This is a genomic window from Mesorhizobium sp. BR1-1-16 (assembly GCF_020165495.1).
Lineage (GTDB): Bacteria > Pseudomonadota > Alphaproteobacteria > Rhizobiales > Kaistiaceae > Kaistia.
Genome location: NZ_JAIUIE010000005.1, coordinates 121,621 through 147,737 on the forward strand (window position 1 = coordinate 121,621; position 26,117 = coordinate 147,737).

The 26,117-nt window shown below is 64.2% G+C and carries 26 protein-coding genes; 18 read left to right on the forward strand and 8 right to left on the reverse strand.

The genetic code is table 11. The annotated features are described in order from the left end of the window. Positions 1–82 precede the first annotated feature (82 nt). Positions 83–2,647 carry a glycoside hydrolase family 31 protein gene (locus LB518_RS13170; RefSeq protein WP_224577971.1) on the reverse strand — a complete coding sequence of 855 codons (2,565 nt, stop codon included), beginning with the start codon at positions 2,645–2,647 and terminating at the stop codon, positions 83–85. 297 nt (positions 2,648–2,944) lie between these two features. Here LB518_RS13170 and LB518_RS13175 point away from each other — a divergent pair, with 297 nt between their 5' ends. The 4 genes from LB518_RS13175 to LB518_RS13190 all read left to right on the forward strand — a co-directional run bounded on the left by LB518_RS13175 (position 2,945) and on the right by LB518_RS13190 (position 6,894). Next, complete coding sequence (locus tag LB518_RS13175; protein ID WP_224577972.1) at positions 2,945–3,640, forward strand: GntR family transcriptional regulator; 696 nt, start codon at positions 2,945–2,947, stop codon at positions 3,638–3,640. Between the two features lie 181 nt (positions 3,641–3,821). Beyond that, positions 3,822–5,105: an ABC transporter substrate-binding protein gene (locus LB518_RS13180; protein WP_224577973.1), complete on the forward strand. Its 1,284-nt coding sequence runs from the start codon at positions 3,822–3,824 to the stop codon at positions 5,103–5,105. A gap of 83 nt (positions 5,106–5,188) precedes the next feature. Then, on the forward strand, positions 5,189–6,073 hold the full coding sequence (locus LB518_RS13185) for a carbohydrate ABC transporter permease (RefSeq protein ID WP_224577974.1): 885 nt from the start codon (positions 5,189–5,191) through the stop codon (positions 6,071–6,073). Next, entirely contained in the window at positions 6,073–6,894 is an 822-nt protein-coding gene (locus LB518_RS13190) for a carbohydrate ABC transporter permease (protein ID WP_224577975.1), read from the forward strand. Before LB518_RS13185 ends, LB518_RS13190 begins: the two co-directional genes overlap by 1 nt. Positions 6,895–6,967: 73 nt before the next feature. On the opposite strand, the gene LB518_RS24845 is transcribed toward LB518_RS13190, so the two are convergent. Continuing rightward, on the reverse strand, positions 6,968–7,657 hold the full coding sequence (locus LB518_RS24845; protein WP_224577976.1) for a GntR family transcriptional regulator: 690 nt from the start codon (positions 7,655–7,657) through the stop codon (positions 6,968–6,970). A gap of 64 nt (positions 7,658–7,721) precedes the next feature. On the opposite strand from LB518_RS24845, the gene LB518_RS13200 reads away from it, so the two are divergent. From LB518_RS13200 to LB518_RS13215, 4 genes are read left to right on the forward strand one after another with little or no spacing between them, the layout of a single operon-like run. Continuing rightward, positions 7,722–8,879 carry a mandelate racemase/muconate lactonizing enzyme family protein gene (locus tag LB518_RS13200; RefSeq protein WP_224577977.1) on the forward strand — a complete coding sequence of 386 codons (1,158 nt, stop codon included), beginning with the start codon at positions 7,722–7,724 and terminating at the stop codon, positions 8,877–8,879. Positions 8,880–8,933: 54 nt separating this feature from the next. After that, entirely contained in the window at positions 8,934–10,211 is a 1,278-nt protein-coding gene (locus tag LB518_RS13205; RefSeq protein ID WP_224577978.1) for an ABC transporter substrate-binding protein, read from the forward strand. A 28-nt stretch (positions 10,212–10,239) separates the two neighbouring features. Next, entirely contained in the window at positions 10,240–11,172 is a 933-nt protein-coding gene (locus LB518_RS13210) for a carbohydrate ABC transporter permease (protein ID WP_224577979.1), read from the forward strand. Next, entirely contained in the window at positions 11,159–12,073 is a 915-nt protein-coding gene (locus LB518_RS13215) for a carbohydrate ABC transporter permease (protein ID WP_224577980.1), read from the forward strand. Before LB518_RS13210 ends, LB518_RS13215 begins: the two co-directional genes overlap by 14 nt. 96 nt (positions 12,074–12,169) lie before the next feature. Here LB518_RS13215 and LB518_RS13220 read toward each other — a convergent pair whose 3' ends face one another. Further along, positions 12,170–12,568: a winged helix-turn-helix transcriptional regulator gene (locus LB518_RS13220; RefSeq protein ID WP_502845829.1), complete on the reverse strand. Its 399-nt coding sequence runs from the start codon at positions 12,566–12,568 to the stop codon at positions 12,170–12,172. Between the two features lie 51 nt (positions 12,569–12,619). Between LB518_RS13220 and LB518_RS13225 the strand changes: the two genes are divergently transcribed. From LB518_RS13225 to LB518_RS13260, 8 genes are all read left to right on the forward strand, one after another. Next, positions 12,620–12,949: a nuclear transport factor 2 family protein gene (locus LB518_RS13225; RefSeq protein WP_224577982.1), complete on the forward strand. Its 330-nt coding sequence runs from the start codon at positions 12,620–12,622 to the stop codon at positions 12,947–12,949. Continuing rightward, a complete protein-coding gene (locus tag LB518_RS13230; protein ID WP_224577983.1) occupies positions 12,946–13,728 on the forward strand; it encodes an SDR family oxidoreductase in 783 nt (260 codons plus the stop codon). Before LB518_RS13225 ends, LB518_RS13230 begins: the two co-directional genes overlap by 4 nt. Before the next feature lie 352 nt (positions 13,729–14,080). After that, a complete protein-coding gene (locus LB518_RS13235; protein ID WP_224577984.1) occupies positions 14,081–14,386 on the forward strand; it encodes a BufA1 family periplasmic bufferin-type metallophore in 306 nt (101 codons plus the stop codon). 48 nt (positions 14,387–14,434) lie between these two features. Then, complete coding sequence (bufB, locus tag LB518_RS13240) at positions 14,435–15,358, forward strand: MNIO family bufferin maturase (RefSeq protein ID WP_224577985.1); 924 nt, start codon at positions 14,435–14,437, stop codon at positions 15,356–15,358. Further along, positions 15,348–16,157: an HvfC/BufC N-terminal domain-containing protein gene (locus LB518_RS13245; RefSeq protein WP_224577986.1), complete on the forward strand. Its 810-nt coding sequence runs from the start codon at positions 15,348–15,350 to the stop codon at positions 16,155–16,157. Before bufB ends, LB518_RS13245 begins: the two co-directional genes overlap by 11 nt. Beyond that, positions 16,154–16,681, forward strand: coding sequence for a DoxX family protein (locus LB518_RS13250; RefSeq protein WP_224577987.1), 528 nt, complete (start codon positions 16,154–16,156; stop codon positions 16,679–16,681). The genes LB518_RS13245 and LB518_RS13250 overlap by 4 nt, the downstream gene beginning before the upstream one ends. Positions 16,682–16,754: 73 nt before the next feature. After that, positions 16,755–17,057: a putative quinol monooxygenase gene (locus LB518_RS13255; protein ID WP_224577988.1), complete on the forward strand. Its 303-nt coding sequence runs from the start codon at positions 16,755–16,757 to the stop codon at positions 17,055–17,057. Positions 17,058–17,201: 144 nt separating this feature from the next. Next, positions 17,202–17,906: a glutathione S-transferase family protein gene (locus tag LB518_RS13260; RefSeq protein WP_224577989.1), complete on the forward strand. Its 705-nt coding sequence runs from the start codon at positions 17,202–17,204 to the stop codon at positions 17,904–17,906. Between the two features lie 187 nt (positions 17,907–18,093). On the opposite strand, the gene LB518_RS13265 is transcribed toward LB518_RS13260, so the two are convergent. From LB518_RS13265 to LB518_RS13285, 5 genes are all read right to left on the reverse strand, one after another. Continuing rightward, positions 18,094–18,888 (reverse strand): TIM barrel protein, encoded by a 795-nt coding sequence (locus LB518_RS13265; RefSeq protein WP_224577990.1) that lies wholly within the window; start codon positions 18,886–18,888, stop codon positions 18,094–18,096. Further along, on the reverse strand, positions 18,885–19,805 hold the full coding sequence (locus tag LB518_RS13270) for a sugar phosphate isomerase/epimerase family protein (protein WP_224577991.1): 921 nt from the start codon (positions 19,803–19,805) through the stop codon (positions 18,885–18,887). The genes LB518_RS13265 and LB518_RS13270 overlap by 4 nt, the downstream gene beginning before the upstream one ends. Before the next feature lie 30 nt (positions 19,806–19,835). Next, positions 19,836–20,669 (reverse strand): carbohydrate ABC transporter permease, encoded by an 834-nt coding sequence (locus LB518_RS13275; RefSeq protein WP_224577992.1) that lies wholly within the window; start codon positions 20,667–20,669, stop codon positions 19,836–19,838. Further along, on the reverse strand, positions 20,666–21,568 hold the full coding sequence (locus tag LB518_RS13280) for a carbohydrate ABC transporter permease (RefSeq protein ID WP_224577993.1): 903 nt from the start codon (positions 21,566–21,568) through the stop codon (positions 20,666–20,668). Before LB518_RS13280 ends, LB518_RS13275 begins: the two co-directional genes overlap by 4 nt. A gap of 110 nt (positions 21,569–21,678) precedes the next feature. Further along, complete coding sequence (locus LB518_RS13285; RefSeq protein ID WP_224577994.1) at positions 21,679–22,941, reverse strand: extracellular solute-binding protein; 1,263 nt, start codon at positions 22,939–22,941, stop codon at positions 21,679–21,681. Positions 22,942–23,205: 264 nt separating this feature from the next. On the opposite strand from LB518_RS13285, the gene LB518_RS13290 reads away from it, so the two are divergent. Continuing rightward, positions 23,206–24,861: a GMC oxidoreductase gene (locus LB518_RS13290; RefSeq protein WP_224577995.1), complete on the forward strand. Its 1,656-nt coding sequence runs from the start codon at positions 23,206–23,208 to the stop codon at positions 24,859–24,861. Between the two features lie 120 nt (positions 24,862–24,981). Beyond that, a complete protein-coding gene (locus tag LB518_RS13295; protein ID WP_224577996.1) occupies positions 24,982–26,115 on the forward strand; it encodes a LacI family DNA-binding transcriptional regulator in 1,134 nt (377 codons plus the stop codon). Positions 26,116–26,117 lie beyond the last annotated feature (2 nt).

Sequence of the window (26,117 nt, forward strand, 5' to 3'; positions counted from 1 at the left end):
CGGCTGGCAAGCTCTTCATCTGGCCGTGAGCGTAGCGGTGGGGCGTCGTTCGCCTGTTCAGCTCGGACGCCCCGCCGGGGGATCATCGGACCTGTACGTGGACCGCTGCGCCCGAATAGCTGACCGCCTGGCCGCTGTCGGCGGTCATCGGCGACACGCCTGGCCCAACGCGGTGCACGACGAAGCGTCGCTCGCCATGCATGCCCGGAAAGCTGCCGCGACGCTCGCCAACCGTGAGTTGGCCGGCCTTGTCGTCCCATGTCAGGGGGATGATCGAGGACGACCCGGTCTCATAGCCATTGTCGAGCCCCTGATCCTCATAGAGATCAAGCGTCGCATCGCGTCCCGGGAAGACATAGAGATCGATCGTGTCGTTTCCGGCATCGGCGGTCGACTGCAGCACCGGCCCGACGGGAAGAATGCTTCCTGCCCTGCCATGCAGCGGGATCCTGTCGAGCGGCGTCGGAACGAGATGCTCCTGCCCGCCGGCCCTCCGCTCGCCCGTCCACAGATCGAACCATCCGCCCTCGCTTTCCGGCAGGTAAACGGACCATTCGTCGACACCGGGCTCGAAGACCGGCGCGACATGCAGAGCACGGCCGAACATGTAGCTGTGCGCCTGGTCGAGCGCGCGCGGATCATGCGCGAAATCGAAGACCAGCGGTCGCATCAAGGGCACGCCGGTGCGCGACGTCTCGGCTGCCATGGCATAGATATAGGGTAGCAGCCGGTAGCGCAGTTCGAGATACTGGCGCGAGACCGTCTCCACGTCCTCGCCATAGCGCCAGAACTCGGTGTTCGTCTGGTAGCCGTGCACGCGCAGCATCGGCAGGAAGGTCGCGTACTGGAACCAGCGCAGGAATCGCTCCTGATAGGCGGGATCGGTGTATTGGCCGTCGCCAGGCCGAAAGAAGCCGCCCGCATCGACGGTCCAGTAGGGATAGCCGGCCGCCGCCATGTTGAGGCCGGCCGGAATCTGCCGCTTCAGCGTCTCCCAGTCGTGGCCGACATCGCCCGACCATGTGACCGCGCCATACCGCTGCTGTCCGAGGAAGGCGCAGCGCGTGAGGATCATCGCCCGCTCGTCTGGAACGATCGCCCGCCGTGACTCCCAGACCGCCCTGGTCACCTGCAGCGGATAAATGAGGCGGATACGCTCGCCACGACCCGCGGCGGTCATCCGGCCGTCGAGATCGTCATTCTCCGGTTCGGTCGCGTCCTGCCACCACGCGTCGACCCCATATTGTCCTAGCCCTTCCTCCTGCGAGGCGCAGTAGAACGCGACGGCCTCGGGATTGAAGAAATCGACCCATTCGGTATCGGGAATATAGAAGCCGCGCCGCGCGATCTCCTTGCCGAGTTCGGTATCGCGGCCGACACGCGACCAGACCGACAGCATCAGGCGGGCCTGACGATTGTGCAGTTCACGAACGAGGAACGCCGGATCCGGATAGTGGTCCTCGTCGAAGCGCATCGCGTTCCAGCCATGCTTGCCCCAGTACTGCCAGTCCTGGACCATGACGTCGACAGGGAGACGGCGCCGGCGGAACTCATCAAGCGTCTCGATGATCTCGTCCGTGGAATGAAAGCGCTCGCGACAATGAACATAGCCATAGGCGTAGCGCGGCAGCACCGGCGTCGCGCCGAGCAGGTCGCGATAAGTGCCCATGACGTCGCCGGCGGCCGGTCCGGCGATGACGATATAGTCGATCGCATCGGCGACGGGCGCGCGCCACACCGTCTGATCCGCCGCGGGGCCGAAGAAAAGCGACGGCGCATCGGTGTCGTTCGCCTCGACCGTCACGCGGTGCTCGCCCGGGGCGAGATCGGCGAAGAAGCTCATCGTCGGCGGCAGCCAGAGATTGGTGAAGTCGACACAGGTGACGCCGTCAATGTCGACCCGGTAGCGCGATCCCATCTTGCGGCCGATATCGAGGAGGAAGGCATGCCGGCCGCCGGTCTCGACGGTCAGCGTGCCTTCGAAGGTCGCGAGACGACGGGTCACCTCGGCGTTGCCCGAGATGGTGGTGACATTGTCGACCTGCGAGCCGCCCTTCGAAACCTCAGCCAGTGCCAACCGATTGGCCGGCATGTTGAATTCGGCCATGCCTCGGTTGTGCCAGAGCAGTCCATAGCCGCGGCTCGACAGGATGAATGGCAGGCTGATCTGGCTGTTGACCTGGGTCAACCGGCGCGGCAAGCGGCGAATGTCGAGGGCACCGTCCTGGAAACAGCCTGTGCCATAGATCCGCTCGTCGGCGGGAGATTCGAAGCGCTGTTCGGCGATATATACGATCTCGTCGCCGAGGCGGCTCTCGCTGAGGTCGCGCCCCGCGACGGCTTCGGCCAGGAGCAGCCGGCCTTCGCTATCGAAGAACCGCAACCGGCCGGAGGCCGTGTCGAGCTCGCATTTTATGAAGGGCAGGGCAAGACCGACAACACCGTCCCCGCGGAATGTCGACAGACCCGCTGGTGGCGGGCTGTCGAACAGGATGTTGCTCGGCGGCACGTGGTCGTCGCCGCCGGATGGCTGGAAGCGAACCCGGAACGCACGGTCGCCCAATGCGATTACCTGGAGCTGTCCATCGGGAAAAGCTTCTGAAAGATCGGGCCGGCGGCCGGCGCTGCTGTTCGACGCTGAGGTCAAGTCGCACTCCATGGCGTGGTTCGGGCGGAAGGGAACAGAACTGCCGCTAGGGCAGGTCGGGAGAAAGTGGCGCGGGCCGAGCCCCGCACTGACAGTCAAGCACCTCGCGTCCGAGAACGCCCTCGACCAGCGCAGTTCGGCTCAATATGGATGAACGGCCGTCTTGCCGGCGGTCGCCGGAATCACAAGCGCCAACGGCAGGGGCTGTCGTGTTGCGCATTATGCTCGACCATCTCGATGGGATGATATATCAAATGGATGGTTCTACTAGACCAGCCTTGTCGTGGGGATCAAGAGGTGGGCGGTAAGATTCCGCGCAAGACGGCGCAGGAAGCCGGAAACGGGCGCCTCCTGAGCGATGTCGCCTATGCGCGCATCCTACAGGTTCTGTTTGAGCGTCGGCTGCCGGCAGGCGCTTTCGTTTCGCAGGCAGATCTGGTGGCGCTGACGGGGATCCAGACCGGCCCGCTGCGTGACGCGCTTCGCATCCTCGAAGTCGAAGGCGTCGTCACGATCCATCCGCGGACCGGGATCCAATTCGTGAAGCCGGGCCTCGAGCTTGCGCGGTCGACCTATCAATTCCGTGAGTTGATCGAGATCGCGGCCCTCGAGGCGTTCATCGCGTCGGTATCGGATACAGAGGTCGATGCCCTGATCGAGCGACACCGCGAGGTCATGGACCAGCTCGAACGGGACGGGCTGACCGATGCGGTCATCGATGAGGTGGAGCGCCTCGAACAGCTCTTTCACGGCACCATCGTGGCCAGCCTCGAGAACAGGCTGATCGATTCAAGCTATCGCCGCATCGACAACTATGTCCGCCTGCTTCGGCTGGAGCGGCGGCTCACACCGAAGCTGGTCCTGCATTCCCTGCGGGAACATGTCGAGGTCCTCAAGGCGACCCGCCAGCGTAAGCCAACAGCCGCGATAGCCGCCATGCGGGCCCATTTCTCGGCCGCATTGCAGCGCAGCCTCGGCGTCTATCGCGCTTGAGGTGACGAGCGCTGAACACCCCGCCGCAGCCCTCACCAAGCCGTTTTCAGCATCGCCTTTGAAAGATCATCTATCGAATTAAATCGATCATCCCGCCGGATTGATCGACTAGTCTTGCTTGAATGGATCTCTCCTATATCATCCCGCCAAGCCCGAGCGGGCGCACGGAGGAGAGATGGATATGAGGAAACATGTTCTCGCGGGCGGGCTGGCGGTGGCCATGGCCGCGCTCGCCACGGCCCCTGGCCAGGCGCAGGAGCCGGTCACGCTGACCTATCTCACCAGCCAGGGCTGGTCTCTCGACGCCCATCAGGCGCTCGCCGAGAAGTTCAAGCAGGAGACGGGGATCACGATCGACACCCAGATCGTCCCGGCGGACCAGTATGCGAGTGTCCTCAAGGCGAAGCTCAATTCCGGCGAAGGTCCGGACATCTTCGGAAGCCAGAGCGGCGGCACCGAATTCCTGAACTACAATGTGGAGAAGAATGCCGTCGATCTTTCCGGGGAAGCGTGGGCCAAGCTGGAGGATCCGCTGGTCGCTGCCCAGGCAACCGTCAACGGCAAGCTCTACGGCCTCACATTCTGGGATTCGCTCGGCCTCGTCTGGGTGGTGAACTACAGCAAGCCCATCTTCGCCAAATACGGCCTCACGGTCCCCAAGACCTATGAGGACCTGAAGGGCACCTGCAAGACCCTGCTCGATAACGGCATCCAGCCGATCTTCGAGCCGTTTTCGAATGGTTGGCACCACGTGCTCTGGTTCGCCGAAGTCGGCCCGCGTTACGAGCAGTTGCAGCCTGGACTCGCCGCCGAATTGAACGCCAACAAGGCGACATTCGCGGGCAACGAGGCCATGCGCGCAAACCTGACACAGTTCAAGGAACTCTACGACCTCGGCTGCATGGGTCCAAATGCCCTCTCGGACAGCTGGGCCGACAACACAAAGATGCTCGGCACCGGTGCCGCGGCCATGGTGGTGGCACCCCTGGCCTTCCCGATGGCGGTCAAGCGCGACTATCCCGACTTCAACCCCGATGACGTCGGCTTCTTCGTGATGCCGCTCAGCGACAATCAGATCCTGAACGTCAATCCGGCCGGCCCGACGATGCTGATCTACAAGAATTCGCCGCATATCGCCGAGGCCAAGAAGTATTTCGACTTCCTGACGCGCCCTGAGAACATCCAGTTCTTTCTCGACAACGCGCCGGAAGCCCTGACGATGCCGTTCCCGAACGTCAAGGACAAGTTCAGCCCTGCGCAGAAGGCCTTCATGGAGGCCTATAAGGACAATCGCGGCACGGTTTATCAGACGGCGGTCACCTATGTGGTTCCGCAGTGGATGGACATGGGCAAGGACATCACGGCGCTCGTCACCGAAGCGATGTCGCCCGACGACGTTCTCGACAGCGTGGACAAGCGGCGCAGCGAACTCGCCGCCGCCGCTCGCGATCCCGCCTGGAAATAGCCCCGGGCGCTGTTGATCGAAGAATGGCCCCAGCCTGCTTGGCCGGCTGGGGCTGAACTGGTTATCGAGGACAGGTGGAGACAGTGAGCAGTAGCCGATACCCCGTCTATTTTGTTCTGCCTGCCATTGCGCTTTATATCATATTTTTCATCATACCAAGCATCTCGGGCATTGCTTATTCGTTCACCGACTGGAGCAGCTATTCCGACGAAATAAACTATGTCGGCTGGCAGAACTTTCAGAAGATATTCTCGCCCAGTGAGAGATATCTGACCTATATCTGGAACACGCTCGTCTTCACCGGATTGACGATCGTACTCAAGACGGTCTTCGGCCTCGGCCTCGCGCTGCTCCTGAATGAAGGGGTGCGCCGCTTCGTCAATCTCTATCGCGTCCTGATCTATCTGCCGGCGATCCTGCCGACCCTTGTGGTCGCGCTGATCTTTCGTTCCATCCTCAATCCCGCCACGGGCCTGCTCAACAACGTTTTGCGCTTCGTCGGCCTCGATGCTCTGGCGCTGCGCTGGCTGGTCGATCCGCATATCGCGATGCTGTCGGTCGTGGCCGTCGATACCTGGAAGGGCATCGGCTATATCATGGTCATCCTGTTGGCCGGCCTGCAGACCATTCCGAGGGATTACTATGAGGCGGCGCAGATCGACGGCGCCAATGCCTGGTCCCGCTTCCGGTATATCACGCTGCCGCTGCTGATGCCGGCGATCATGGTCGTCACGGTCTTGAATGTCCTCTATGGCCTGCGCGTTTTCGACATCGTCTACGCCTTGACCAATGGCGGGCCGGGCTACGCGACCGAGGTCATCTCGACGGAGATCTTTAAGGCGTTTTCCAAGGGCCAGTATGGCCTCGGCACTGCCGTGTCGAGCATTCTGTTCGTCATCCTGCTTGTGGCCGGCTACTTCGTCATCCGCCTGCTCGAACGCGACCGAAACAAAGAGGAAGCATCGTGATGCAGGGCGGGAGACTGCAAGCTGCGGGAGCTCACATCCTGGCAATCGCGGCCAGCCTGATCATGTTCGTCCCGGTCTATCTCATCGGCGTCAACGCGCTCAAGTCGCGGGCGCAGGCGAGTTCGATGGGGCTCGAATTCCCGACTGAGCTCAATTGGGAGAATTTCCTCGTCGCCATCGAAAAGGGCAAACTGGCGAGCGGCTTCATCAACAGCGTTCTCTATTCGTCGCTGTCGACGATCATCGGAACGTTCATCGCCGCCATGGCCGCATTCGTCCTGTCGCGGCGGCGCACCAGGATGAACCGTTTCCTCTATCTCTTCCTGATCATGGGCATCGCGCTGCCGATCAACTTCTTCACGCTCACCACGATCATGCAGGTGACACATCTCATAAACACCAGGACGGGCATGGTTGTACTTTATTCCGCCATGCAGGTGCCGTTTGCCGTGTTCCTCATCTATGGCTTTGTGGAATCGATTCCGCGCGAACTGGACGAGGCCGCGATCATCGACGGCTGTGGCCCGTTCCAGCTGTTCTTCCGCATCATCCTGCCGCTGCTGACCCCCGTACTGGTGACCGTGGGAATCCTCAATTTCCTCGGCACGTGGAACGACTTCCTCTTCCCGCTCTACTACCTCAGCAGCAGCGCAAACTGGCCGATGACACTCTCCGTCTACAATTTCTTCGGCCAGTACCAGCAAAGCTGGAACCTGGTCTCCGCCGACATCCTGCTGACCGTCGTTCCCGTCATCGTCGTCTATCTTGCCGGCCAGCGCTTCATCCTCTCCGGCCTGACAAGCGGATCGGTGAAGGGCTAAAGCGCGCGGGGGCGGCCGAGGCGTCCTTGTTCGCAATGCGCGACGGACGGACCGGCCTCCCCTCAGGCGAGGCTCAATAAAGGCCGAGGCTTCGTTGCAGGGCGGCTGAAAAATGCGCCTGCAGCGCCGCGACCGCCTCGGCCGGGTTGCGACGTCTGCACGCATCGAGGATCGCGGCGTGCTCGCGCAGCGAGCGCAAGACCAGTGGTCCTGTCATCCGCCGGTCCAGCCGCAGCAAGCGCAGATAATTGCGGACACGGCGATAGCTTGAATCGATCAGGACATTGTCGAGACTGGCGACAATGGAGCCATGCAGCAGATTCTCCAGCGCCTCGAGCTCCGCGACGAATGCAGGCGCAAAGCCTTCCGTCTCTATCTGCGCGATGACCTTGAGATGACGCGACTCGAGCTCCGCAATGTCCGCGTCAGATGCGGTATCGGCGAAGGTCGCCACCGCCGCGGACTCGATGATGCCCCGGAACTGGTACGTCGAGCGCGTCAGCTCCATCCCCGGCTTCACGAACTGGATGCCCGTGCGCGGGTGGATGGTCACCACACCCTCGCCTTCGAGCACGCGCAGGGCATCTCGTAGCGGGCCTACCGGGACGCCCGTGAGCTCCACGAGATCGGACTGGGAGACGAACGCGCCGGCAGGAATGCGGCGTTCGAAGAGCGTCTCGAGGATGCGGGCATACGCGACGTCGCTGAGCCGCGAACCTTCACCCGGGGCCGCGACTGTCTTTCGCGGATTTTTGTTTGCCACCCTCTTCCGTCGCCCCCGTTACTGGTCTAGTACAACTGATGTTTGATATATCAATGAGCGCATAATGTCGATCAATACCCGGCTCGCCTCCTTTGAGATAACCCGCTTCCAGTTCGCACGCGATCGCGTGATCGGCGACAGTCAGGTACGCACCGACACTGTCAATATCGCTGCTCTGGAACTTTGCACCGACAGCGGTCTGAAGGGTCTTGGATTCATCCAGACCCTGTTTCATCCCCTGCCGGATCAGGATGAGATCCGGCGCGTCTTCGAGGACGAAGCGTGGCCGGCACTTGTGGGACAGGAGCCGATGGCGCTGATCCACCGGGTTCATCGTCCCCGCGGCGGCAACCAGCGCGCCTACACACTGCCATTTCACGAGGCTCTGCAGGTCGCGCTCTGGGACCTCGCCTCCAAGCAGGTTGACCTGCCGCTGCACCAGTTCCTCGGCAGTCGTCGCAGCCGTGTCCGCGCCTACGCGTCGGGCCTCGACTATCATCTAAGCGATTCCGAGTTCGAGGCCTTGTTCGCCCATGCCGATTCGCTCGGCTACAATGCCTTCAAGATCAAGGTCGGCCACCCCGATTTCGATCGCGATCTCGCACGGCTTCGGCTCCTCGCCGGAGCGGTCCGTCCTGGCGCACAGATCATGATCGATTCCAACGAGGCCTGGGGCGCCAAGGAGGCCGTGGTCAAGCTCGAAGCGATCCGGCGCGCCGGCTACGATCTGCTTTGGGTCGAGGATCCCATCCTTCGAAACGACTTCGAGGGTCTGCGGCTGCTGCGCGAAAGCGCGCCATGGACGCTCATCAATTCGGGCGAATATCTCGATGCCGCCGGAAAGCGCCAGCTGATGCTGGCCGGCGGCACCGACATTCTCAACGTGCATGGACAAGTCACCGATGTGATGCGCATCGGCTGGCTGGCTGCCGAGATGGGCATCCCCGTCACGCTGGGAAATACCTTCCTCGAAGTCGGCGTGCATATGGCCTGCGCCCTGCCCGAAGTGGAATGGCTCGAATACTCGTTCCAGAACTTCGATCATTTGGTCGAGCAGCCCATGGAGATCCGCGACGGCTGGATCTACGCCCCCGATCGTCCCGGGCATGGCCTCGTCCTGTCGGAGGCGGCGCGTCGCGAATGGGCGCGGCCAAATGTACTGCCACGCGCCGAACTCGGCGCCGCGCCCCACAATCCGAGGCTTCGCCTCGAGGCACCGTAGGTCGAACCCCAACAACAATCGGTCGGCCGCAAACAATCGCGATAGGAGGACACGATGAAGACACTGCGCATAGCCTTGCTGCTCGCTACAGGGCTGGTTGCCGGTCCGGCCATGGCCGCGGACGCCAGCAAAGAGATCACCGTATGGGTCGACGCAACCCGTCAGCCGGCGGTCGAGGTCTTCCAGAAGGCTCACCCGGAGATCAAGGTCAACATGGTGGTGGACGACGGCTCCTCGGGAGCATCGGGCACCTTCCAGACCAAGATCGGGCTTGCCGATCAGGCCGGCGAGGGCTGGCCTGACGTGGTGTTCTCGACCCAGAACAACGACGCCGCCTGGGCGGCTAAGGAAACCAACGGGGTGCAGGCCTTCGCCGCCGCCCTCAACAAGGACATCCTCGACCAGTCCTTCCTCGATGGCTTCACGCCGGGCGCGCTCGACCCCGTGACCATCGATGGCAATGTCTATGGCCTCCGCAACGACCTGGCACCGGTGCTGTTCTGGTACAACAAGCCGCTGCTCGATCAATTCGGCTATGACATTCCCAAGACCTGGGAGGACTATCAGGCGCTCGGCGACAAGCTGGCCAAGGATCATCCCGGCTATTTCCTCGGCTCGATCGGCGACGCCTTCGAGGGGCCTTATATCTATTACTGGAGCGGCCAGGCCCCGATCTTCCAGGTGAAGGGCGACGAATTCGTCTCGAATGTCGACGACCCGAATGCCGCCAAGGTCACAGCGCTGCTCGACCATATGCTCAAGAACGGCACCGTGACGCAGGAGAGCGTCTTCAGCGCGCCGTTCGCCGCCAAGGCCGATCATCTGGTCGCGATCCCCGGCCCCGCCTGGTATTCCGGCGCCATCTTCCAGAACCCTTCGTCGGTGAACGCCAAGCCGGGCACCTGGGGCGCCGCCCCGCCGCTCTACTGGGAAAAGGGTGACAAGGTGACGGGCAATGTCGGTGGCGGCGTCTGGTACGCTTCGAGCCACACGCAAAATCCCGACGCGGTGAAGACCTTCCTTGAATTCGTCATCACCAATGACGAGACCGCCGGAACCGGCGGGCTGCCGGCCTACCAGGCTGCGGCGGCGAAGTGGCTCGACAAGCAGGCATCGGCCGGCTTTTACGTCGGCGACTTCAAGAACGCGGTCTCGACTGCGGCCTCCACCGTCTGGGACGGCTGGGCCTATCCGAACTTCTCGCCTGAGACCGCCTGGGCAAAGGTGATCACCCCCGCTCTGGCCGCCGGCAAGTCCATCTCCGATGTCGCTGCCGACTGGCAGAAGGAGATGCAGAACGAGGCGCAGGTCGTCGGCTACACCGTCAACTGATGGCGTCTCGCTTCTCGGAAACGGACAATTGACCACCAACCCGGAAATCCCCGCCCGCCCCGCAAGGGGCGGACGGTCGCCCGGACGAACGGGGCACGCGGAGGCGGCACAGTCCCGCGTCGCTTGGCTGTTCGTCGGCCCCTATACGCTGTTCCTGCTGGCCTTCGGTCTGCTGCCGCTGATCTATACGATCTTCCTCGCCTTCACGAAGCGCGGGGCCTTTGCCGGCATCACCAACTTCGTCAAGGTTTTCAAGGACTACCGTTTCCTACCGGCCGTCGAGCATGTCGGGCTGTACCTCGCCGTCTGGCTCGTCAGCCTCGTCGTGCTCGTCGTGCTCCTCGCCGTGATCGTGCATGCCATCGGGGTCCGCTGGCTCTCCACCACGGTTCGCTTTCTCTTCTATATCCCCGGTGCCGTCGCCGGAGCCTCGAGCGTCATGCTGTGGCTGTTCGTGCTCGACCCGACCGTCAGCCCGGTCGCCTTCATCCTGCACGGGCTCGGACTGAACTCATTCGTGGAAGCCGTACAGGCCGATCGCCTTCCGGTCGTGCTCGCCGTCATCGCGTTCTGGACCGGTGCCGGAGGCTGGATCGTGGTGATGTACGGAGCGCTCAACAATATCAGCCGCGAGGTCATCGAGGCCGCGCGCATCGATGGCGCCGGACCGATCCGCATCGCCTGGTCGATCCAGATCCCGCTGCTGCGCAAATGGATCTCCTACATGGTGATCCTGTCCTTCGCCGGCGGCACGCAGCTCTTCGTCGAACCCCGCGTGCTGGCTCAAGCGAGCCGCGGCGTGGTCTCGCAGGACTATTCGCTCAACCAGCTCGCTTTCCTCTATGCCTTCAAGCAGAGCGACTTCAACGGTTCGGCGGCGATCTCATTGATGCTGCTGCTCGTGGCGCTTGTGCTGAGCGTGGCCTTCGTCTTCCGGGGAGGGCTCTTTGAGCGGACATGATCACAGCCGGCGGAACCGTGACGCGGCGCCGCCCTCGCCGGGCTCGTGGCTTGGCCGAGTCCTGGCCACACTCGTCCTCACCGCATTCGCGCTCTTCTTCATCGTGCCGCTCGCCTGGCTGCTGCTTGCGCCGACAAAGACGGATCGTGAGCTGCTGCTCGATGCGCCGTTTTCGATCGGCACCCTTTCAACGCTCGTCGACAACTGGACCAGCCTGCTCGCCTTCCAGCGCGGTCTGCTGTGGGTCTGGCTCGCCAATTCGGCCTTCTACTGCCTCGCGGCTCTGGCGATCACACTCGCCATCAGCATTCCTGCCGGCTACGCGCTGGCGCTGATCGAATTCCGCGGTCGCAAGACCTTGTTGGCAGTCACGCTGGTCGTGATGCTGATCCCCAGCACGGCGCTGGTGCTGCCGATCTTTCTCGAGCTCAGCGCCGTGCGCCTGATCGGCAATCCGCTGGCTGCGATCCTGCCGTTCTCTTTCTTTCCGTTCGGCGTCTATCTGACCTACATCTATTTCTCGACAGCGATCTCGCGCGATCTTCTCGACGCCGCGCGGATCGACGGCGCCAACGAATTCCAGGTTTTCCTGAAGGTTGCGATGCCGCTGGCGACGCCAGTCATCGCCCTCGTCGGCTTCTTCAGCTTCACGAGCAACTGGAACAACTATTTCCTGCCCTATGTGACGCTGCCGGGCCGCAAATCGCCGATCCAGGTCGGCCTGGCGGAACTCTTGTCCAACGTGCCGGCCTTCAACCCTACCAATGCAGCATCGACGACGATTTCGCTGTCGGCGCTCGCGCTCGCCACGCTGATCGCCGTCGCCCCAGTCCTGATCGTCTTCATGTTCGCGCAGCGGTTCCTGGTCACCGGGATGACCGCAGGCGGGACCAAGGGATAGGGCGCCTCGTCCTGCCCCTTCGGCAGTGATGCCGGCCCATGCTCAGCCAAGCCTTCGGGCCTTCATCACCCTGCCCAAGACCGCCTGGGTCGACGGCTAGGCGGACGGCGCCGGGCCGGCGGCCGTCATCTCCTCGCGACGGGCCGCCCAGGTAAGCAGCGCATCCAGAGCCGGGCACAACGCCTGCCCCCAATCCGTGAGGCAATACTCGACCTTTGGCGGGACCTGATGATGGACGATGCGGCGGACGATGCCGTCACTCTCCATCTGGCGAAGCTGCTGGATCAGCATCTTCTGCGAGACAGCCGGAATCGCGCGCTCAAGGTCGGAAAAGCGCAGGATCTGGCCGCCGAACAGGTGGAACAGGATTACCAGCTTCCACCGGCCCTCCAAGAGCTTCAACGCCTGCTCAACACCTTCGGCAGCGGTTTCGCGCGTGAACATGCCAACCTTACTTTCGGGTGGGTTCCTTACTTTTTCGTGCGTTCTTGCCATTTCGTAAGTCTAGTCCGATCTCTGTGCGACAACAACCGCAGAGGACATCAGATGACGATCACTTTCCCTCAGCCGATCGCCGACTATTACGCCGCTGACCGCGACAAGGACAGCGACGCCGTGGCGCAATGCTTCACCGAAGATGCGACGATCGTCGACGAGCGCCAGACCTTTCGCGGCCGCGAGGCAATCCGTCAGTGGAATGCCAATGCTTCGGCCCGGTTCGACTATTCCGTCGATCCGTACGCACTAACCGAGGCCGGCAAGACGGTTCGGGTAACGGCCCGTGTCGCCGGCAATTTCCCCGGCAGCCCGGTCGATCTGCGCTACGTCTTCGAGCTTGATGGCGAACTGATCCAACGCCTGGAGATCGTCCCGTGAACTTCGATCTCGGCCTTGAAGGGCGTCGCGCGCTGGTGACCGGGGGCACCAAGGGTATTGGTGGTGCCGTCGTGGCCACGCTGCACGCAGCGGGCGCCGACATCGCTGCGACGGCACGCAGCCTCCCCGTCACGCCTTTGAACAAGGTTCATTACATCGTGGCCGATCTCACGACGGCCGACGGATGCGCCATCGCCGCCAGCGAGGCGCTGGAGCGGCTCGGCGGCATCGACATCATCGTCAACGTGCTCGGCGGATCCGATGCGCCGGCGGGCGGCTTCGCAGTCGCCGACGACGCGGTTTGGCAATCAGAACTGAACCTCAATCTGATGTCTGCGGTGCGGATCGATCGTGCCCTGCTCCCGACCATGATCGCCAACGGCTCGGGCGTCATTGTCCATGTCACCTCGATTCAGCACCAGTTGCCGCTGCCGGATTCGACTACGCCCTATGCCGCGGCCAAGGCGGCCCTGTCGACCTACAGCAAGAGCCTCTCGAAGGAGGTAACGCCGAAGGGCATCCGGGTCGTCCGGATCTCGCCGGGCTGGGTCGAGACCGAAGCGGCAACGGCGCTTGTGCACCGCCTCGCCGCGCAGGCAGGCACCGACTATGACGGCGGCAAGCGCATCATCATGAATGCGCTCGGCGGCATCCCGCTCGGCCGCCCCGCCAGGCCCGAGGAAGTCGCCGACCTCATCGCCTTCGTCGCGTCGTCACGGGCGGGCGCGATCAGCGGGACCGAATTTGTCATCGATGGCGGCACGATCCCGACCACTTAGGCGAGCGATCGGAGGCGGGCTCAAGCAAGGTGACCGCCCCCATTCGGTGAGAAGCGCGGCTTGATGGAGCGCCATCGGCCCGGCTGCGGCCACGCCAACCGGGGGCCTGCGACGTCATTGGCTCATCATCTGCGCCATGTGATCGAGCCGCATTCCTCCATCTGTTTGGTCCGACGAGCAGGCGTGGTCGCCGATTGCCGCCTGCCAGACTGGACCGCCCGCCAAGCCGAAGCAGTCCAGTCGCGATCACACAGTCGTGAAACAGCGGCCGGTAACACGCGCTGGCCGCCCTCCGAAACACTGATGTGCGCCTGAACAGGGGCGCGACACAGTCGTCAAATCGGAGAATCTCATGTTTGCAAAGACCGCCGTCAGCTCGCTCGTCCTCGCCGGTGCGCTCACCACCGCGCTTGCTTCGATGGCCGCGGCTGGCCCGCTGACCAAGGCAGAGGTCAAGGCCGCCATGGGCGCCCACAAGGAAAAGTGCTTCGGCGTCGCGCTGAAGGGCCAGAACGATTGCGCGGCCGGTCCCGGCACGACCTGCCAGGGCACCTCGACGGTCGATTTCCAGGGCAATGCCTGGAAGTTCGTCAACGGCGGCACCTGCACCTCGATCGTCCTGCCGAATGGCGGCCACGGCACCCTGAAGGCGATGTGATCGCCATCAGAAACAGCCGAGCCTATTGACCGGAAGGCGGAGATCCCGATGAACGCAATAACCGAAATCCCGGCCCCGGCGGCCATGGGTCCCCTCCGCTTTCCGGCCTATCCCATCGCCGGGCTCGCCGGCACGAGCTTCAAGCCCGAGCATTTCGCGGCGATCCTCGAGGAGGGCCAGCAGGATGGCTTCTTCGAGGTCCATGCCGAGAACTATATGGGCGCTGGCGGCCCGCCGCATCGGGCGCTCGAAGCGATCCGCCGCGACCATCCGCTGTCCCTCCACGGCGTCTGCATGTCGATCGGCGGCCCCGGCCCGATCGACAAGACGCATCTTGGACGGTTCCAGGCCCTCGTCGAGCGCTATGAGCCGGCCCTCGTCTCCGAGCATCTCGCCTGGTCGACACATGAGACGACCTTCTTCAACGACCTGCTGCCGCTGCCCTATACCGAGGCGACGCTCGCCCGCGTATGCGAGCATATCGACGAGGTCCAGGCAGCGATCGGGCGGCTGATCCTGCTCGAGAACCCCTCGACCTATGTCCGTTTCCCCGAATCGACGCTGAGCGAGACGGATTTCATCCGCGCCATTGCCCGGCGCACGGGCTGCGGCCTGTTGCTCGACATCAACAATGTCTTCGTCTCGGCCACAAATCACGGCTTCTCGGCGCTCGATTATCTTGCCGACTTCCCGCTCGAGGGCGTCGGCGAGATCCATCTGGCAGGTCACGCCGAACAGGCCGACGACGAGGGCGATCTGCTTCTCATCGACAGCCATGACGGGCCGGTCAGCGATGCGGTCTGGAAGCTCTACCGGATCATCATCGGCCGATGCGGGCCGATCCCCACGCTCGTCGAATGGGACAGCAGTATTCCGGACTGGCCGATCCTGAAGGCCGAGGCCTCCGCTGCCCGTACCATGCTTGAGGGCGCACGCGCCGCAACCAGGCGGGAGCAAAGCCATGCAGCCTGAAGCGATCGAAGGAAGGCCGTCGCATTCCGACGGCCTCACCTATGCGGGCGCTTTCTGTGCCGCCCTGACGGACCCGGCCAAACCGACGCCCGCGCTCGTGGCTGGCCCCGGCGGCAAGCAGGCCGCACGGCGCTACAATGTCTACCGCAACAATGTAACGGTCAGCCTCATCGACGCGCTCGCGGCAACCTTTCCCGCCGTCCTGCGCATCACAGGGGAGGACTTCTTCCGGGCAATGGCGCGCTTCCACATCCGCGAGACGCCGCCAACCTCCCCGCTGCTGTTCGAATACGGCCATGACTTCGCCGCCTTCATCGCGCGCTACGAGCACGCCCGCTCGATGCCATGGCTCGCGGATACGGCTCGCATCGAGCGTGCCTGGCTCGACGCCTATCACGCGGCGGATGCCGAGCCGATCGAGGCCGGGGACCTGGCGTCGGTTCCGCCCGACCGGCTGGCGGAGCTCGTGTTCTCGCCGCACCCGGCCACGCGGATCGTCCGCTCGCCCTATGCGGCCGTCACCATCTTTGCTGCCAACCGCGGCGACGGCCCGGTCGAACGCATCGATGCCAGCCTCGCCGAGGATGCATTGATCACGCGTCCGGAGGCCGATGTCTTCGTCCATCACCTTCCGCCCGGCGCCGCTCTTTTCCTCAAGGCCCTCGTCGACCGCAGCCCACTCGCCGAAGCCGCAGGCATCGCGCTCGAAGCCGAACCCGCCTTCGATATCGGCGCCTGCGTCGCCGCGATGATCACAGCCGGCGCCTTCACATCCTGCACGCCTGGAAATCCGTCATGACATCCATGGATCACCCCATCTCGGCCGACAGAAGAACCCGGCCCATCGTCGCCCTCGTTGAGCGGGCCGACGCCCTGATACGGGCATTTGCCCAACCCTCCTTCGTCCAGCTCGTGGTGCGCTTCGCTCTGGCTGTTCCGTTCTGGCGGTCGGGCATCCTCAAATGGGACGGGTTCCTCCAGCTCAGCGACACCGCCGTCTATCTCTTCAGCGATGAATTCATGCTGCATCTGCCAGGCGGGCCCTATCCCTTCCCTGCCCCCGCCGTCGTCGCCTTCCTCTCCGGCACGGGCGAGATCGTCCTGCCGATCCTTCTCGTGCTCGGGCTCGGCACGCGCTTTGCCGCGCTCGGACTGCTGGTCATGACCCTGATCGTCGAGCTCACCGTCCCCGACGGCTGGCCGATCCATTTGACCTGGGCCGCCATGGCGCTCGGACTGATGGCTTACGGCCCGGGCAGGATCTCGCTCGATCACATCATCGGGCGAATCGCACACAAGCCCGCTCCGCGACTTGCCGGATGACGGTGGAAGTCCAAGTTGTTGCAGCATGGCGCGACCAAGCCGCGCCCTGCGTTCCTGAAGCAAAGGATGCTCCATGACCAACGTTTCCCTTTATGTCGAACTTCAAGCCCGTCCCGGCAAAGAAGAGGAAGTCGCCGCCTTCCTCGCCAGCGCGCGCAGCCTGGTCGAGGCCGAAGCCGGCACCGTCGCGTGGTTCGCGGTGCGTTTCGGCCCGGACAGGTTCGCCATCTTCGACGCCTTCGACGATGAAGCCGGCCGCAACGCGCATCTCGCCGGAGAGGTCGCCGCCGCCCTCATGGCGAACGCCGAGACGTTGCTGGCCTCGCCCCCACAGATCCGAAAGGGCGATGTCCTCGCGGACAAGTTACCGGGCTGACATCGTGTGGTGATAAACTGAGCCGATAGCGCGTGATGTCGAGTTCACCGATCGGCACGCGTGTCGTCCTCGCCCGGAGCGAGGCGTGCGGCAGCTGCATTCGGCGCCGTTGCATCAGGGCGGCGGCGATCAGAAGGAAAATCCATGATCCGCTTCTATTTCCACCCTTCGCCCAACCCGGCGAAGGTCGCGCTTCTCCTCGAGGAAGCCGGCATCCCCTACGAAGTCGTGCCGGTCGATACCAGCAAAGGCGAGCAGCACAGCCCGGCCTTCCGCGCCATCAACCCGAACGGCAAGGTGCCAGCCATCGTCGATACCGAGGGTCCGGACGGCGGCGAGGCGCGCGTCTTCGATTCGACCGCGATCCTGCTCTATCTCGCTGAAAAAAGCGGCCAGTTCCTCGGCAAGCCGGCTGACCGGCCGGAACTGCTGTCCTGGCTGCTCTTCATCGCGTCCGGCCTCGGCCCCTATTCCGGCCAGTCCGTCCACTTCCAGTTCGCCGCGCCCGAAGGCCTCGGCTATGCCGTCAACCGCTATCGGCGCGAGGCCGAGCGGCATTATCGCGTGCTCGACGATCATCTCGCCGGACGCGACTTCATCGTCGGCGAGAGCTACACCATCGCCGACATGTCGGCATGGGGCTGGCTTGACCGCGCCTCGCGCGTCCTGAAGGGCGAGGTCGATCCGCTGGCGCCATACCCCCATCTGAAACGCCTCTTCGAGCGGGTCGATGCGCGCCCCGCCGCGGCACGAGCCCGTGCGGTGGCCAAGGATCATCCCTTCAAGAGGGACAATGACGAGGCAACCCGGCGCGCCCTCTTCCCGTCCAATTACCCCGACGCTCGATAGCCGAGGCCGCTGTCAGGGGGAGTTCGGATGCGGGCCGCGCGTCCCCCTGCCTCCGGTAGCGCCCGCGCAATGGCGCCGAAGCGCGTGGTCGCAACCCACCTCGACAGGAATAGGCAATACGCAGAGAGTCAGGGCTGACGGCGGGCCGCCGCGACACCTGACTCGAGCGGCACGATCGCCGACGCAGTCATTGCTGGCCAAGAGCCTCGCTCAGCAGTGACCGGGCGCTGCTGTAGAAGAGGCTGCTCTCGCCGAGCGGCGTCGCCTCAATCCCGACATGGCCGTCATAGCCGGCATCGACAAGCCAGCGCAGTTCGCTGACCCAGTCCTGCGTCCCGGTGCCGAATTCATGACGGCCCGGCACGTCGGCCGCCTGGATATGGCCGATCCGGTCGATATCGGCCGCGATCGCCGATCCGAGTGGCTCGCCGTTCAGGATGGCGTGATAACGGTCATAGAGAAATCGCACATTCGGACGATCGAGCGCCCGCAACAGTGTGAGCGCGCTCGCCGAGTCCGGCAGCAGCGCGTTCGGCGCCTCGAATGCGCGATTGACCACCTCGACGAGCAGTTCGACCGGCAGGTTCGCGATCGCGTCAGACGCGCGCGCTAGCGCTTCGGACGCGATGGCTCGCTGTCCAGCGATATCGTCGCCGGAACCAACATCCCCGGCGAGCACGACGATCTTCGGCACGCCGAGGTCGCAGGCGACCTTCGCCGTGTCGAAAACGCGGCGCACGAACGCCGCATGCGATTGCGGATCCGCGAGCTGGCACTTGTCGCGCCAGTCCTCGGCGCAGAGCGTGAGCAGCCTGACGCCCGTCCCATCGAGCGCCTTGGCGAGCGCTTCCAGCGGTTTGTCGCGCCAATCCCAGATCTCGACGGCGCGAAATCCGGCATCCGCCGCGGCGATGACGCGATCGGGGAAGGGACGATCCCCTTCCCCGAAGGCGAGTTCGATGCAGACGCTGAAATCGATCACGAGCGCGCGCGTTCGACGACCGCCCGGCCGGCGTCGAGCGCGGCGACAGGATCCTGCGCGGCATCGAGTTCGAGCAGCACCGTCGCACTGCCCGGCGTTGCCAGCATCGCATCGGACCAGCCGTTCCAGTCGACCACGCCGGCACCGAAATCGACCATGAAGCGCTGCTGCTGCGTGAAGATGGTCGCGTCGATCACGAGATTCTCGGTGATCGGCCCGACGGCATCCTTCCAATGCGCAAGAATGATGCGCTGGTTGTGGCGCTGCGCCACGCGGATCGGATCGCCGCCGCCAAGCGTGATGTGGCACGAATCCGGGCAAAGCCCGACATAGCGCGGGTCCGTGAAGGCCATGAAGAGATCGATATCGCGCTCATACCAGAGTGCGCTGTTCGATTCGGTGTGAACCGCGAGCTTGATTCCCTCGGCCGCGACGGCCTCGCCGATGGCATGGGCGATGGCGGCAGCGTGGCTCATAAAGGCCGCGTCGATGAAGAGCGGCGGCTTGACGCCGACGGTCCGCCGCATCGGGAGGCCCGTCACGAGGATCGACCCGCCCGCCTCTCCCACAAACGCCGCCCGCCGTTCCGCATCGGCAATGATGGCGGAGAGGTCCGCGTTTTCTGTCCAGGAGGGCGCGTCGGCCATGAAGGCGCTGACGACGGCGAGACCGCGGCTTTCGAGCGCGCTGCGGAACGCCTTGGCGCTGCCGAACCCCTTCAGCACATTGTCGATGCTGGCGGGCCCAAAGGTCAGCTCGATCGCGGTGACGCCTGCCTCCGAAAGGGTGTTCATCACCTTGTCCCAGAAGGCATCCGGCTTGGCCGAGGCGAAGGCTTCGAGTTCCTCCATCGTGCCGAGACCCCAGAAGCCCGGGTGGTAGAAGGTGATCATGTCGGTCGCGAACAGGGCGGTCATGGAGCGTTTTCCTCTCGGGGGGACTGGGGGCTATTTGAGCCCGGTGGCGGCGATGCCGCGAACGAAGTAGCGCTGCAGGAAGACGAACAGGATCAGCACCGGCAGCAGCACGACGATCGCGCCGGAAAGCAGCAGGCCGTATTCGGTCGATTTCGCGCCCTGTGAGGCGACGGCGAGACCGACGGGCAGCGTGAAGGTGTCCTGGTTCTGGGCGACGATCAGCGGCCAGAGGAAATAGTTCCAGGAATTGAGGAAGGTGATGATGGCGACGGTGGCGATCGCCGGCCCGACCAGGGGCAGGAAGATGCTGAAGAAGATGCGGAATTCGCCCGCGCCATCGAGCCGCGCCGCCTCGAGAAGCTCGTTCGGCACCGAGAGGGCGAACTGGCGCATGATGAAGACGCCGATCGGCATGACGGCGATGGGCAGGACGATGCCGGTCAGCGTGTTCAGGAGGCCCATCTGCACGATGATGAAGAAGGACGGCACGAAGAGCGCGATATAGGGGATCATCATCGCCGCGATCACGCAGCCGAAAACGAACCGGCTGCCCCTGAACGCGATCTTGGCGAGCGCATAGCCGGCGAGCGAGCAGAAGAAGACGTTGCAGATGACCGTGAGGCCGGAAACGACGAGCGAATTGCCGAGATAGGTGCCGAACTGCCGGCGCTCGAAAAGCTCGATGAAATTGCTGAAATCGGTGAAGCTGCGCGGCAGCCAGGCGCCCGGCGCCGCGAGAATCTCCGCCTGCGACTTGAAGGCGCCGAAGAAGACCCAGGCAAAGGGCAGCAGCATCAGCGCCGCGACCAGAGTGAGCGCCGTATAGAGAAGAGCCGCGCCGCGGACATTGCCCTCGCTGGTCATGAGGCGGTCCTCAGCATGCGCAGCTGCAGCAGGCCGAGAAGGGCGACGATGACCAGCATCACGTAGGAGCCGGCCATCGCCGCGGCGATGTTGCCATGGCCGAACTGCTCATAGACCCAGAGCGCCACCGAGCGCGTCGCGCCGAGCGGGCCGCCCTTGGTGAGGAGGTAGGGCTCGTCGAAGATGTTCATGTAGGAGACCGTCATCAGCACCGTCACCAGCAGCGTCGCGGGCTTCAGCAGCGGCAGCGTGATGTGGAGGAAGCGGCGACGCGCCGAGGCACCGTCGATCGCCGCAGCTTCGTAGACATCGCCGGGAATGCCCTGCAATCCCGCGAGGAACAGCACCATGCAGGTCCCGACATTGCGCCATGTGGTTAGCAAAATGACGGTGGTGATGGCCATGTCCGGGTTGCCGAGCCAGTTCGGCCCCTGCAGACCGAGTGAGGCCAGGAAAGTGTTCACCGGCCCCCGCAGCGTGAACGCGTATTGCCAGATGACGGCGGCCGCGACGATGTTGGTGATCACCGGCAGATAGAACGCCGCGCGATAGGTGGCGCGCAGCCGCTTGATGCCGCTGTTGAGGGCAAGGGCCAGCGCGAGGCCGATCGCCATGGTCAGCGGCACGCCGATGACGACGAAGATCCCGGTCGTGACCAGCGACTTCAGGAACCCAGCATTGGTGAGGACGCGGGCGAAGGTGGCGAAGAAGGTGAAATTGACCGAGAGCGGGTGCCGGATATCCGCCACACCGATATCGGTGAAGCTGTAGATGAGCGCGATCAGCGCCGGGATCGCCGTGAACACGAAAAAGATCACAAGGAAGGGCGCGACGAAGATCCATGCCGTCGCGGATCGCCATCTATTCGACGGGTCGGGCCTGATATCCGCGTGGCTCAAGGCAAAGTCTCCACGGGTGAGCGGACGGCGGAAGCGTTCGGCCGGCGCTCACCCTCGAACGCAGTTGCTGTGGACCCGCGCCCGGCTTACCCCCGCGCCGGCGAAAACGGCTAGTTGCCGAGGCCAGCCGACTCGGCAAATGACTGGACGTCGTCCAGAACCTGCTTCGCCGATGCCTGGCCGCGCGCGACGAGCTCCATCTGCTGGCCCAGATAGGTGCCGACCTGGTTCCAGGTGGGCACCTGGGGGATGTCGACCGCCGTCTGCAGAGCCTGACGCTCGGCGTCCAGCAACGGATTGCCGGCGATTGCCGGATCATCCCACGCGGCCTTGACGGCCGGCAGGCTGCCAAAGGCCTTGTACCAGGCGACCTGGACGTCCGGCTGCGTCAGGTAGCGCACGAGCTTCCAGGCGGCATCCGGATTCTTGCCGTCCTTGAGCACGCCGAGGCTGCCCGAACCGAGCGCGGAGAAGCTGCCCGAAGGACCGGCCGGCATCAACGCCGAGGCGAGCTTTGCGTTGACCCAATCCTGGCCGTTGGCCTGCACCAGCCACTGCTCGAACCAGGGCCCGATATCCTTGCTGGCGATCTCGCCAGAGGTAAACCACGGCACCGTGTCGAGGAATTTCGGGCCGTCAGGGGAGGCGAGGCCTTCGGTGAAGAGCGAGCCCCAGAATTCGAGCGCCTTGATATTGGCCTCGGAATTGATGGTCCACTCCGTCTTGTCGGCGTTGAGGAAACTGCCACCGTTCTGGTGGACGAATTCGTTGAGACCCTGGGCATTGTAGATGTCGTAGCCGACATCGGCGGAAAAGCCCCAAGTCGCGCCCTGGGTCTTCATCGCCTTGGCGAAGGTCTTCAGCTCGTCCCAGGTCTTCGGCGCGGCGAGGCCGGCCTTGTCCGCCAGATCCTTGCGATATTGGAAGGTGGTCGCATAGGCGTCCCACGGCACGCCATAAGCGACGCCATCCTTTACATTCGTCTCATAGGCGCTGGCAAAAAAAGCGTCAGGCTTCACCAGCCCCTCGGGGACCGCCGCGAAAGCGCCCGTCGCCATGAGGCTCGCCTGGCTCTGCGAAAAGAGGCGCACGACATCGGGCACCGTACCGGCGGCGATGGCGGTCAGCAGCTTGGCGTCGGCCTGGTCCGAGGGGATCTGGGTGATCTGGACCTTGAGATCGGGATTGGCCTTCTCGAAATCGGCGAGGAAGGCCGGGAGCTTGTCGCCTTCGGCGCCGCCGATCCAGATCTGCAACGTCCCGGTCGCGGGAGCGGTGTCGATCGGCGCGGCGAGCGCACTGCCGGCGAGCAGGGCCGGAAGCGACGTCACCGCTAGCAAGGCGGCAGAATGGACGATGCGGTCAATGAACATGGAACCCTCTGTCTGGAAGCCGGGATAGGCATGCAGGTCAGGTCCTTCGGCCAGCTGATTTTCTTGTTTCCGTGGACCAGATTAGCGTGGCAATCGATTGCCATCCCTACATTGATTGCATATGCTCTTTTTGTACGCAAGCGGGATTTGTGCCCAAGCCATAGGCGGTAGCGCTTCGGTAAAGCCGCCGTTTCCTGGCCATCCCGTCTCACTCCGCCGGCCGCCCTCGGACGCCGGCAGCGCATCGGAATGGAGCAAGCCGCGATGGCGGATATCGAATTTGACGCCCTGGTGGTCGGATCGGGAGCAGCCGGAATGTTTGCTGCGCGCGAATTGACTGCGCAGGGCCTTTCGGTCGTGCAGCTCGAGGCGGGACCGGAAATCCGACCTGCCCATTTCGACGCAACGAAAAATCCGCGCCAGACGGAGATCAATCTTTGGCAGAGGGCCAAGGCGACGGCGCTCGGGCAGGCCATCCAGGCCCGCGCCGCCTTCTTTGACGGGCGGATGCGCCGCCTCTTCGTCAATGATCGCCGAAACCCCTATTCGACGCCGCCGGACGCGCCCTTTCTCTGGATTCGCGGTCGCCAGGCTGGCGGTCGGACCCACACATTCGGCCGCGTGCTGGTGCGTTGGACCGATGACGACTTCAAGATGCGCAGCCGGACGGGCAAGGGCGTCGACTGGCCGATCGACTACCGCGCTCTGGTGCCCTTCTATGAGGAAGTCGAGCGCGTGCTGCAGCTCTATGGGCAGGTCGAAGGCGTACCGACCATGCCGGACAGCATCTATGCGCACCGGTCGGAACTGACCGAGGCCGAACGCCTGTTCAAGCAGGCGGTGGAAACGCGATGGCCGGAGCGCCCCGTCGTCACCTGGCGCTATCTCGGGCCGGAGCCGACGCGCGTGCTGCAGCCGATGCGCGATGCGCTCGCTAGCGGGCGACTGGTCATCCGCTACGACACCATCGCCAGGAAGATCCTCACCGACGAGAGCGGCACGCGGGCCATCGGGGCCGAGATCATCAACGCGCGCACCGGCCAGGCCGAGACACTGCGCGCCCGCTCAATCGTCGTCTGCGCCTCGCCGATCGAGAGCATAAGGCTGCTGCTGAACTCAGCGTCATCTAGCCATCCGAACGGACTCGCCAACAGTTCGGGGGCCCTTGGTCGCTATTTCATGGACCAGGTACCGATCGTCGCGGCGGGGGTCTTCCCGGCGGCGCGCGGCGCTGCCACGGCCGACACCGCGCCGGCAGATCCCTTCTACGGCCCATCGGGCGGCATCTTCCTGCCACGCTTCATCGGCGCGGACGGCGTCTCCGGCACCGGCGACTACGCATTCCAGGGGTCAGTCGGTCGAATTCCGCCTTCAGCCTCGGGCCTGTCGCGGTTCAACTTCTTCGGGTTCAGCACGATGGAGCCGGACGCCGAGAACCGCATCACCCTCAATCCCGGCCGCAAGGATCGCTGGGGCATCCCGATCCCACATATCCGCTGCAAGATGGGCCCGGTCGATACGGAAACGGCGAAGCGCGCCATGGCGGCGCTCGAAGAGACGGCCGAAGGCGCCGGCTGCGAAGTCGAATTCGTCGGCTCGCCGCTCGGACTCAATGAAAAGGGCCGCGGCGCCTATCCGGATGCCGACTTGTTCAGCCGCACGGCCTTCCGCGCACTCTTCCGCCGGACGATCGCCATGGGCGCCGCGATCCATGAGAGCGGTGGCGCACGGATGGGCAACGCGCGCGCCGACTCAGTCCTCGATGGCTGGAACCGGAGCTGGGACGTTCCCAATCTCCTCGTCACCGACGCCAGCGCCTTCGCCGGCAGCGGTGTGGCTGGAACGACCCTGACGATCATGGCGATGACCGTTCGCGCCTGCCGAAATCTCGCGGGACAATTGAAGGAAGGAAACCTTTAGCTGAAGCGGCAAGGGGCTCGATCGCGTCGCGACCGTGCGACGCGCCGGCGACGGGGAGAAGCGCTATAGAGTCGTGACGATTCGTGACAATTCAGCCCTCTAGGGCGCGACGAGAAGCCGATGCCGAAACAGACGGACAACCGGGCGCCGGGCCCCTCCATCGCCGATGTCGCACGCGAAGCCGGCGTCGCGACATCGACGGTCAGCCGGGCGCTGACCATTCCCGGCCGGGTGGCGGAACCGACGCGGCTCAAGGTCGAGGCGGCGGCGCGCAAGCTCGGCTACACGGCCAATCAAACGGCACGCAACCTGCGCGTCGGCACCTCGCGAACGATCATGATCGTGCTGCCCGAAGAGATTTATACCGGCGCGTCGCAGACCGTCTCAGAAGTGCTGAGGGCGACGGCGCATACCCTTACCGCGCGTGGATTCTCTCTGCTCATCGCCAATGTCTCGCGCGCGGCGGAGACCGACGCGCATATTCTGGCGGTCGCACAGGGCGGCACCGTAGCCGGCGTACTTCTTATGGCGGCCGATATCCCGGCGGCGAACGGGCGCAGCCTCGCCGATGTGGGACTGCCCATCGTCTCGCTGCATTTCGATCTTTCGGGTGAAGGCATCCCGAGCGTCGTCAGCAACGATCGCGACGCCATCATCGAGGGAACGGCAGCGCTGATTGCGCGCGGCCACCGGCGCTTTCTCTATATCCGCGGCCGCCTCGGCAATTATCACGAGATCGAGCGGCTGGCCGGGGTGCACGCGGCGCTCGGCGCGGCCGGCCTGCCCGACGCAGCGCTGAGGCTGCATCAGGGCGATTTCGAATTCACCGGCGGCATGGCTGCGGGAGAGGCGTTTCTCGCCATTCCCGCAGCCGAGCGGCCGACCGCTGTCATCTGCGCCAATGACGATACCGCCATCGGCTTCATCAAGACGGTCATCGATGCCGGCGTCGGCGTGCCGGGCGACGTGTCGGTTCTCGGTTTCGACGGCGCGGCGATCGCGCCCTTCCTGACGCCTTCACTGTCGACCATCCAGCAGGATACCGCCGGGCTCGGCCGTCAGGCCGCCGATCTGGTCATGGACAGGGTGCTCGGCGAACCCGTTGAAAGCCGCCTCAGTCTGGTGGTTCCCTGCACGCTGGTGATGCGGGGCAGCGTCAGTCCAGGGCCTGCCGTCGACGTCGGATCGGGCCATGAGGAGGCGCGCCCACTTGTAGCGACGCCCGCGGCCCCTCAGCAACGCGAGACATCGTAGCT

Bases quoted from the DNA above. Each gene is read 5' to 3' on its own strand.
- LB518_RS13180 (WP_224577973.1), top strand. From the start codon at position 3,822: ATGAGGAAACATGTTCTCGCGGGCGGGCTGGCGGTGGCCATGGCCGCG.
- LB518_RS13190 (WP_224577975.1), top strand. From the start codon at position 6,073: ATGCAGGGCGGGAGACTGCAAGCTGCGGGAGCTCACATCCTGGCAATC.
- LB518_RS13200 (WP_224577977.1), top strand. From the start codon at position 7,722: ATGTCGATCAATACCCGGCTCGCCTCCTTTGAGATAACCCGCTTCCAG.
- LB518_RS13205 (WP_224577978.1), top strand. From the start codon at position 8,934: ATGAAGACACTGCGCATAGCCTTGCTGCTCGCTACAGGGCTGGTTGCC.
- LB518_RS13220 (WP_502845829.1), bottom strand. From the start codon at position 12,568: ATGGCAAGAACGCACGAAAAAGTAAGGAACCCACCCGAAAGTAAGGTT.
- LB518_RS13225 (WP_224577982.1), top strand. From the start codon at position 12,620: ATGACGATCACTTTCCCTCAGCCGATCGCCGACTATTACGCCGCTGAC.
- LB518_RS13235 (WP_224577984.1), top strand. From the start codon at position 14,081: ATGTTTGCAAAGACCGCCGTCAGCTCGCTCGTCCTCGCCGGTGCGCTC.
- bufB (WP_224577985.1), top strand. From the start codon at position 14,435: ATGAACGCAATAACCGAAATCCCGGCCCCGGCGGCCATGGGTCCCCTC.
- LB518_RS13245 (WP_224577986.1), top strand. From the start codon at position 15,348: ATGCAGCCTGAAGCGATCGAAGGAAGGCCGTCGCATTCCGACGGCCTC.
- LB518_RS13250 (WP_224577987.1), top strand. From the start codon at position 16,154: ATGACATCCATGGATCACCCCATCTCGGCCGACAGAAGAACCCGGCCC.
- LB518_RS13255 (WP_224577988.1), top strand. From the start codon at position 16,755: ATGACCAACGTTTCCCTTTATGTCGAACTTCAAGCCCGTCCCGGCAAA.
- LB518_RS13260 (WP_224577989.1), top strand. From the start codon at position 17,202: ATGATCCGCTTCTATTTCCACCCTTCGCCCAACCCGGCGAAGGTCGCG.
- LB518_RS13270 (WP_224577991.1), bottom strand. From the start codon at position 19,805: ATGACCGCCCTGTTCGCGACCGACATGATCACCTTCTACCACCCGGGC.
- LB518_RS13275 (WP_224577992.1), bottom strand. From the start codon at position 20,669: ATGACCAGCGAGGGCAATGTCCGCGGCGCGGCTCTTCTCTATACGGCG.
- LB518_RS13285 (WP_224577994.1), bottom strand. From the start codon at position 22,941: ATGTTCATTGACCGCATCGTCCATTCTGCCGCCTTGCTAGCGGTGACG.
- LB518_RS13290 (WP_224577995.1), top strand. From the start codon at position 23,206: ATGGCGGATATCGAATTTGACGCCCTGGTGGTCGGATCGGGAGCAGCC.
- LB518_RS13295 (WP_224577996.1), top strand. From the start codon at position 24,982: ATGCCGAAACAGACGGACAACCGGGCGCCGGGCCCCTCCATCGCCGAT.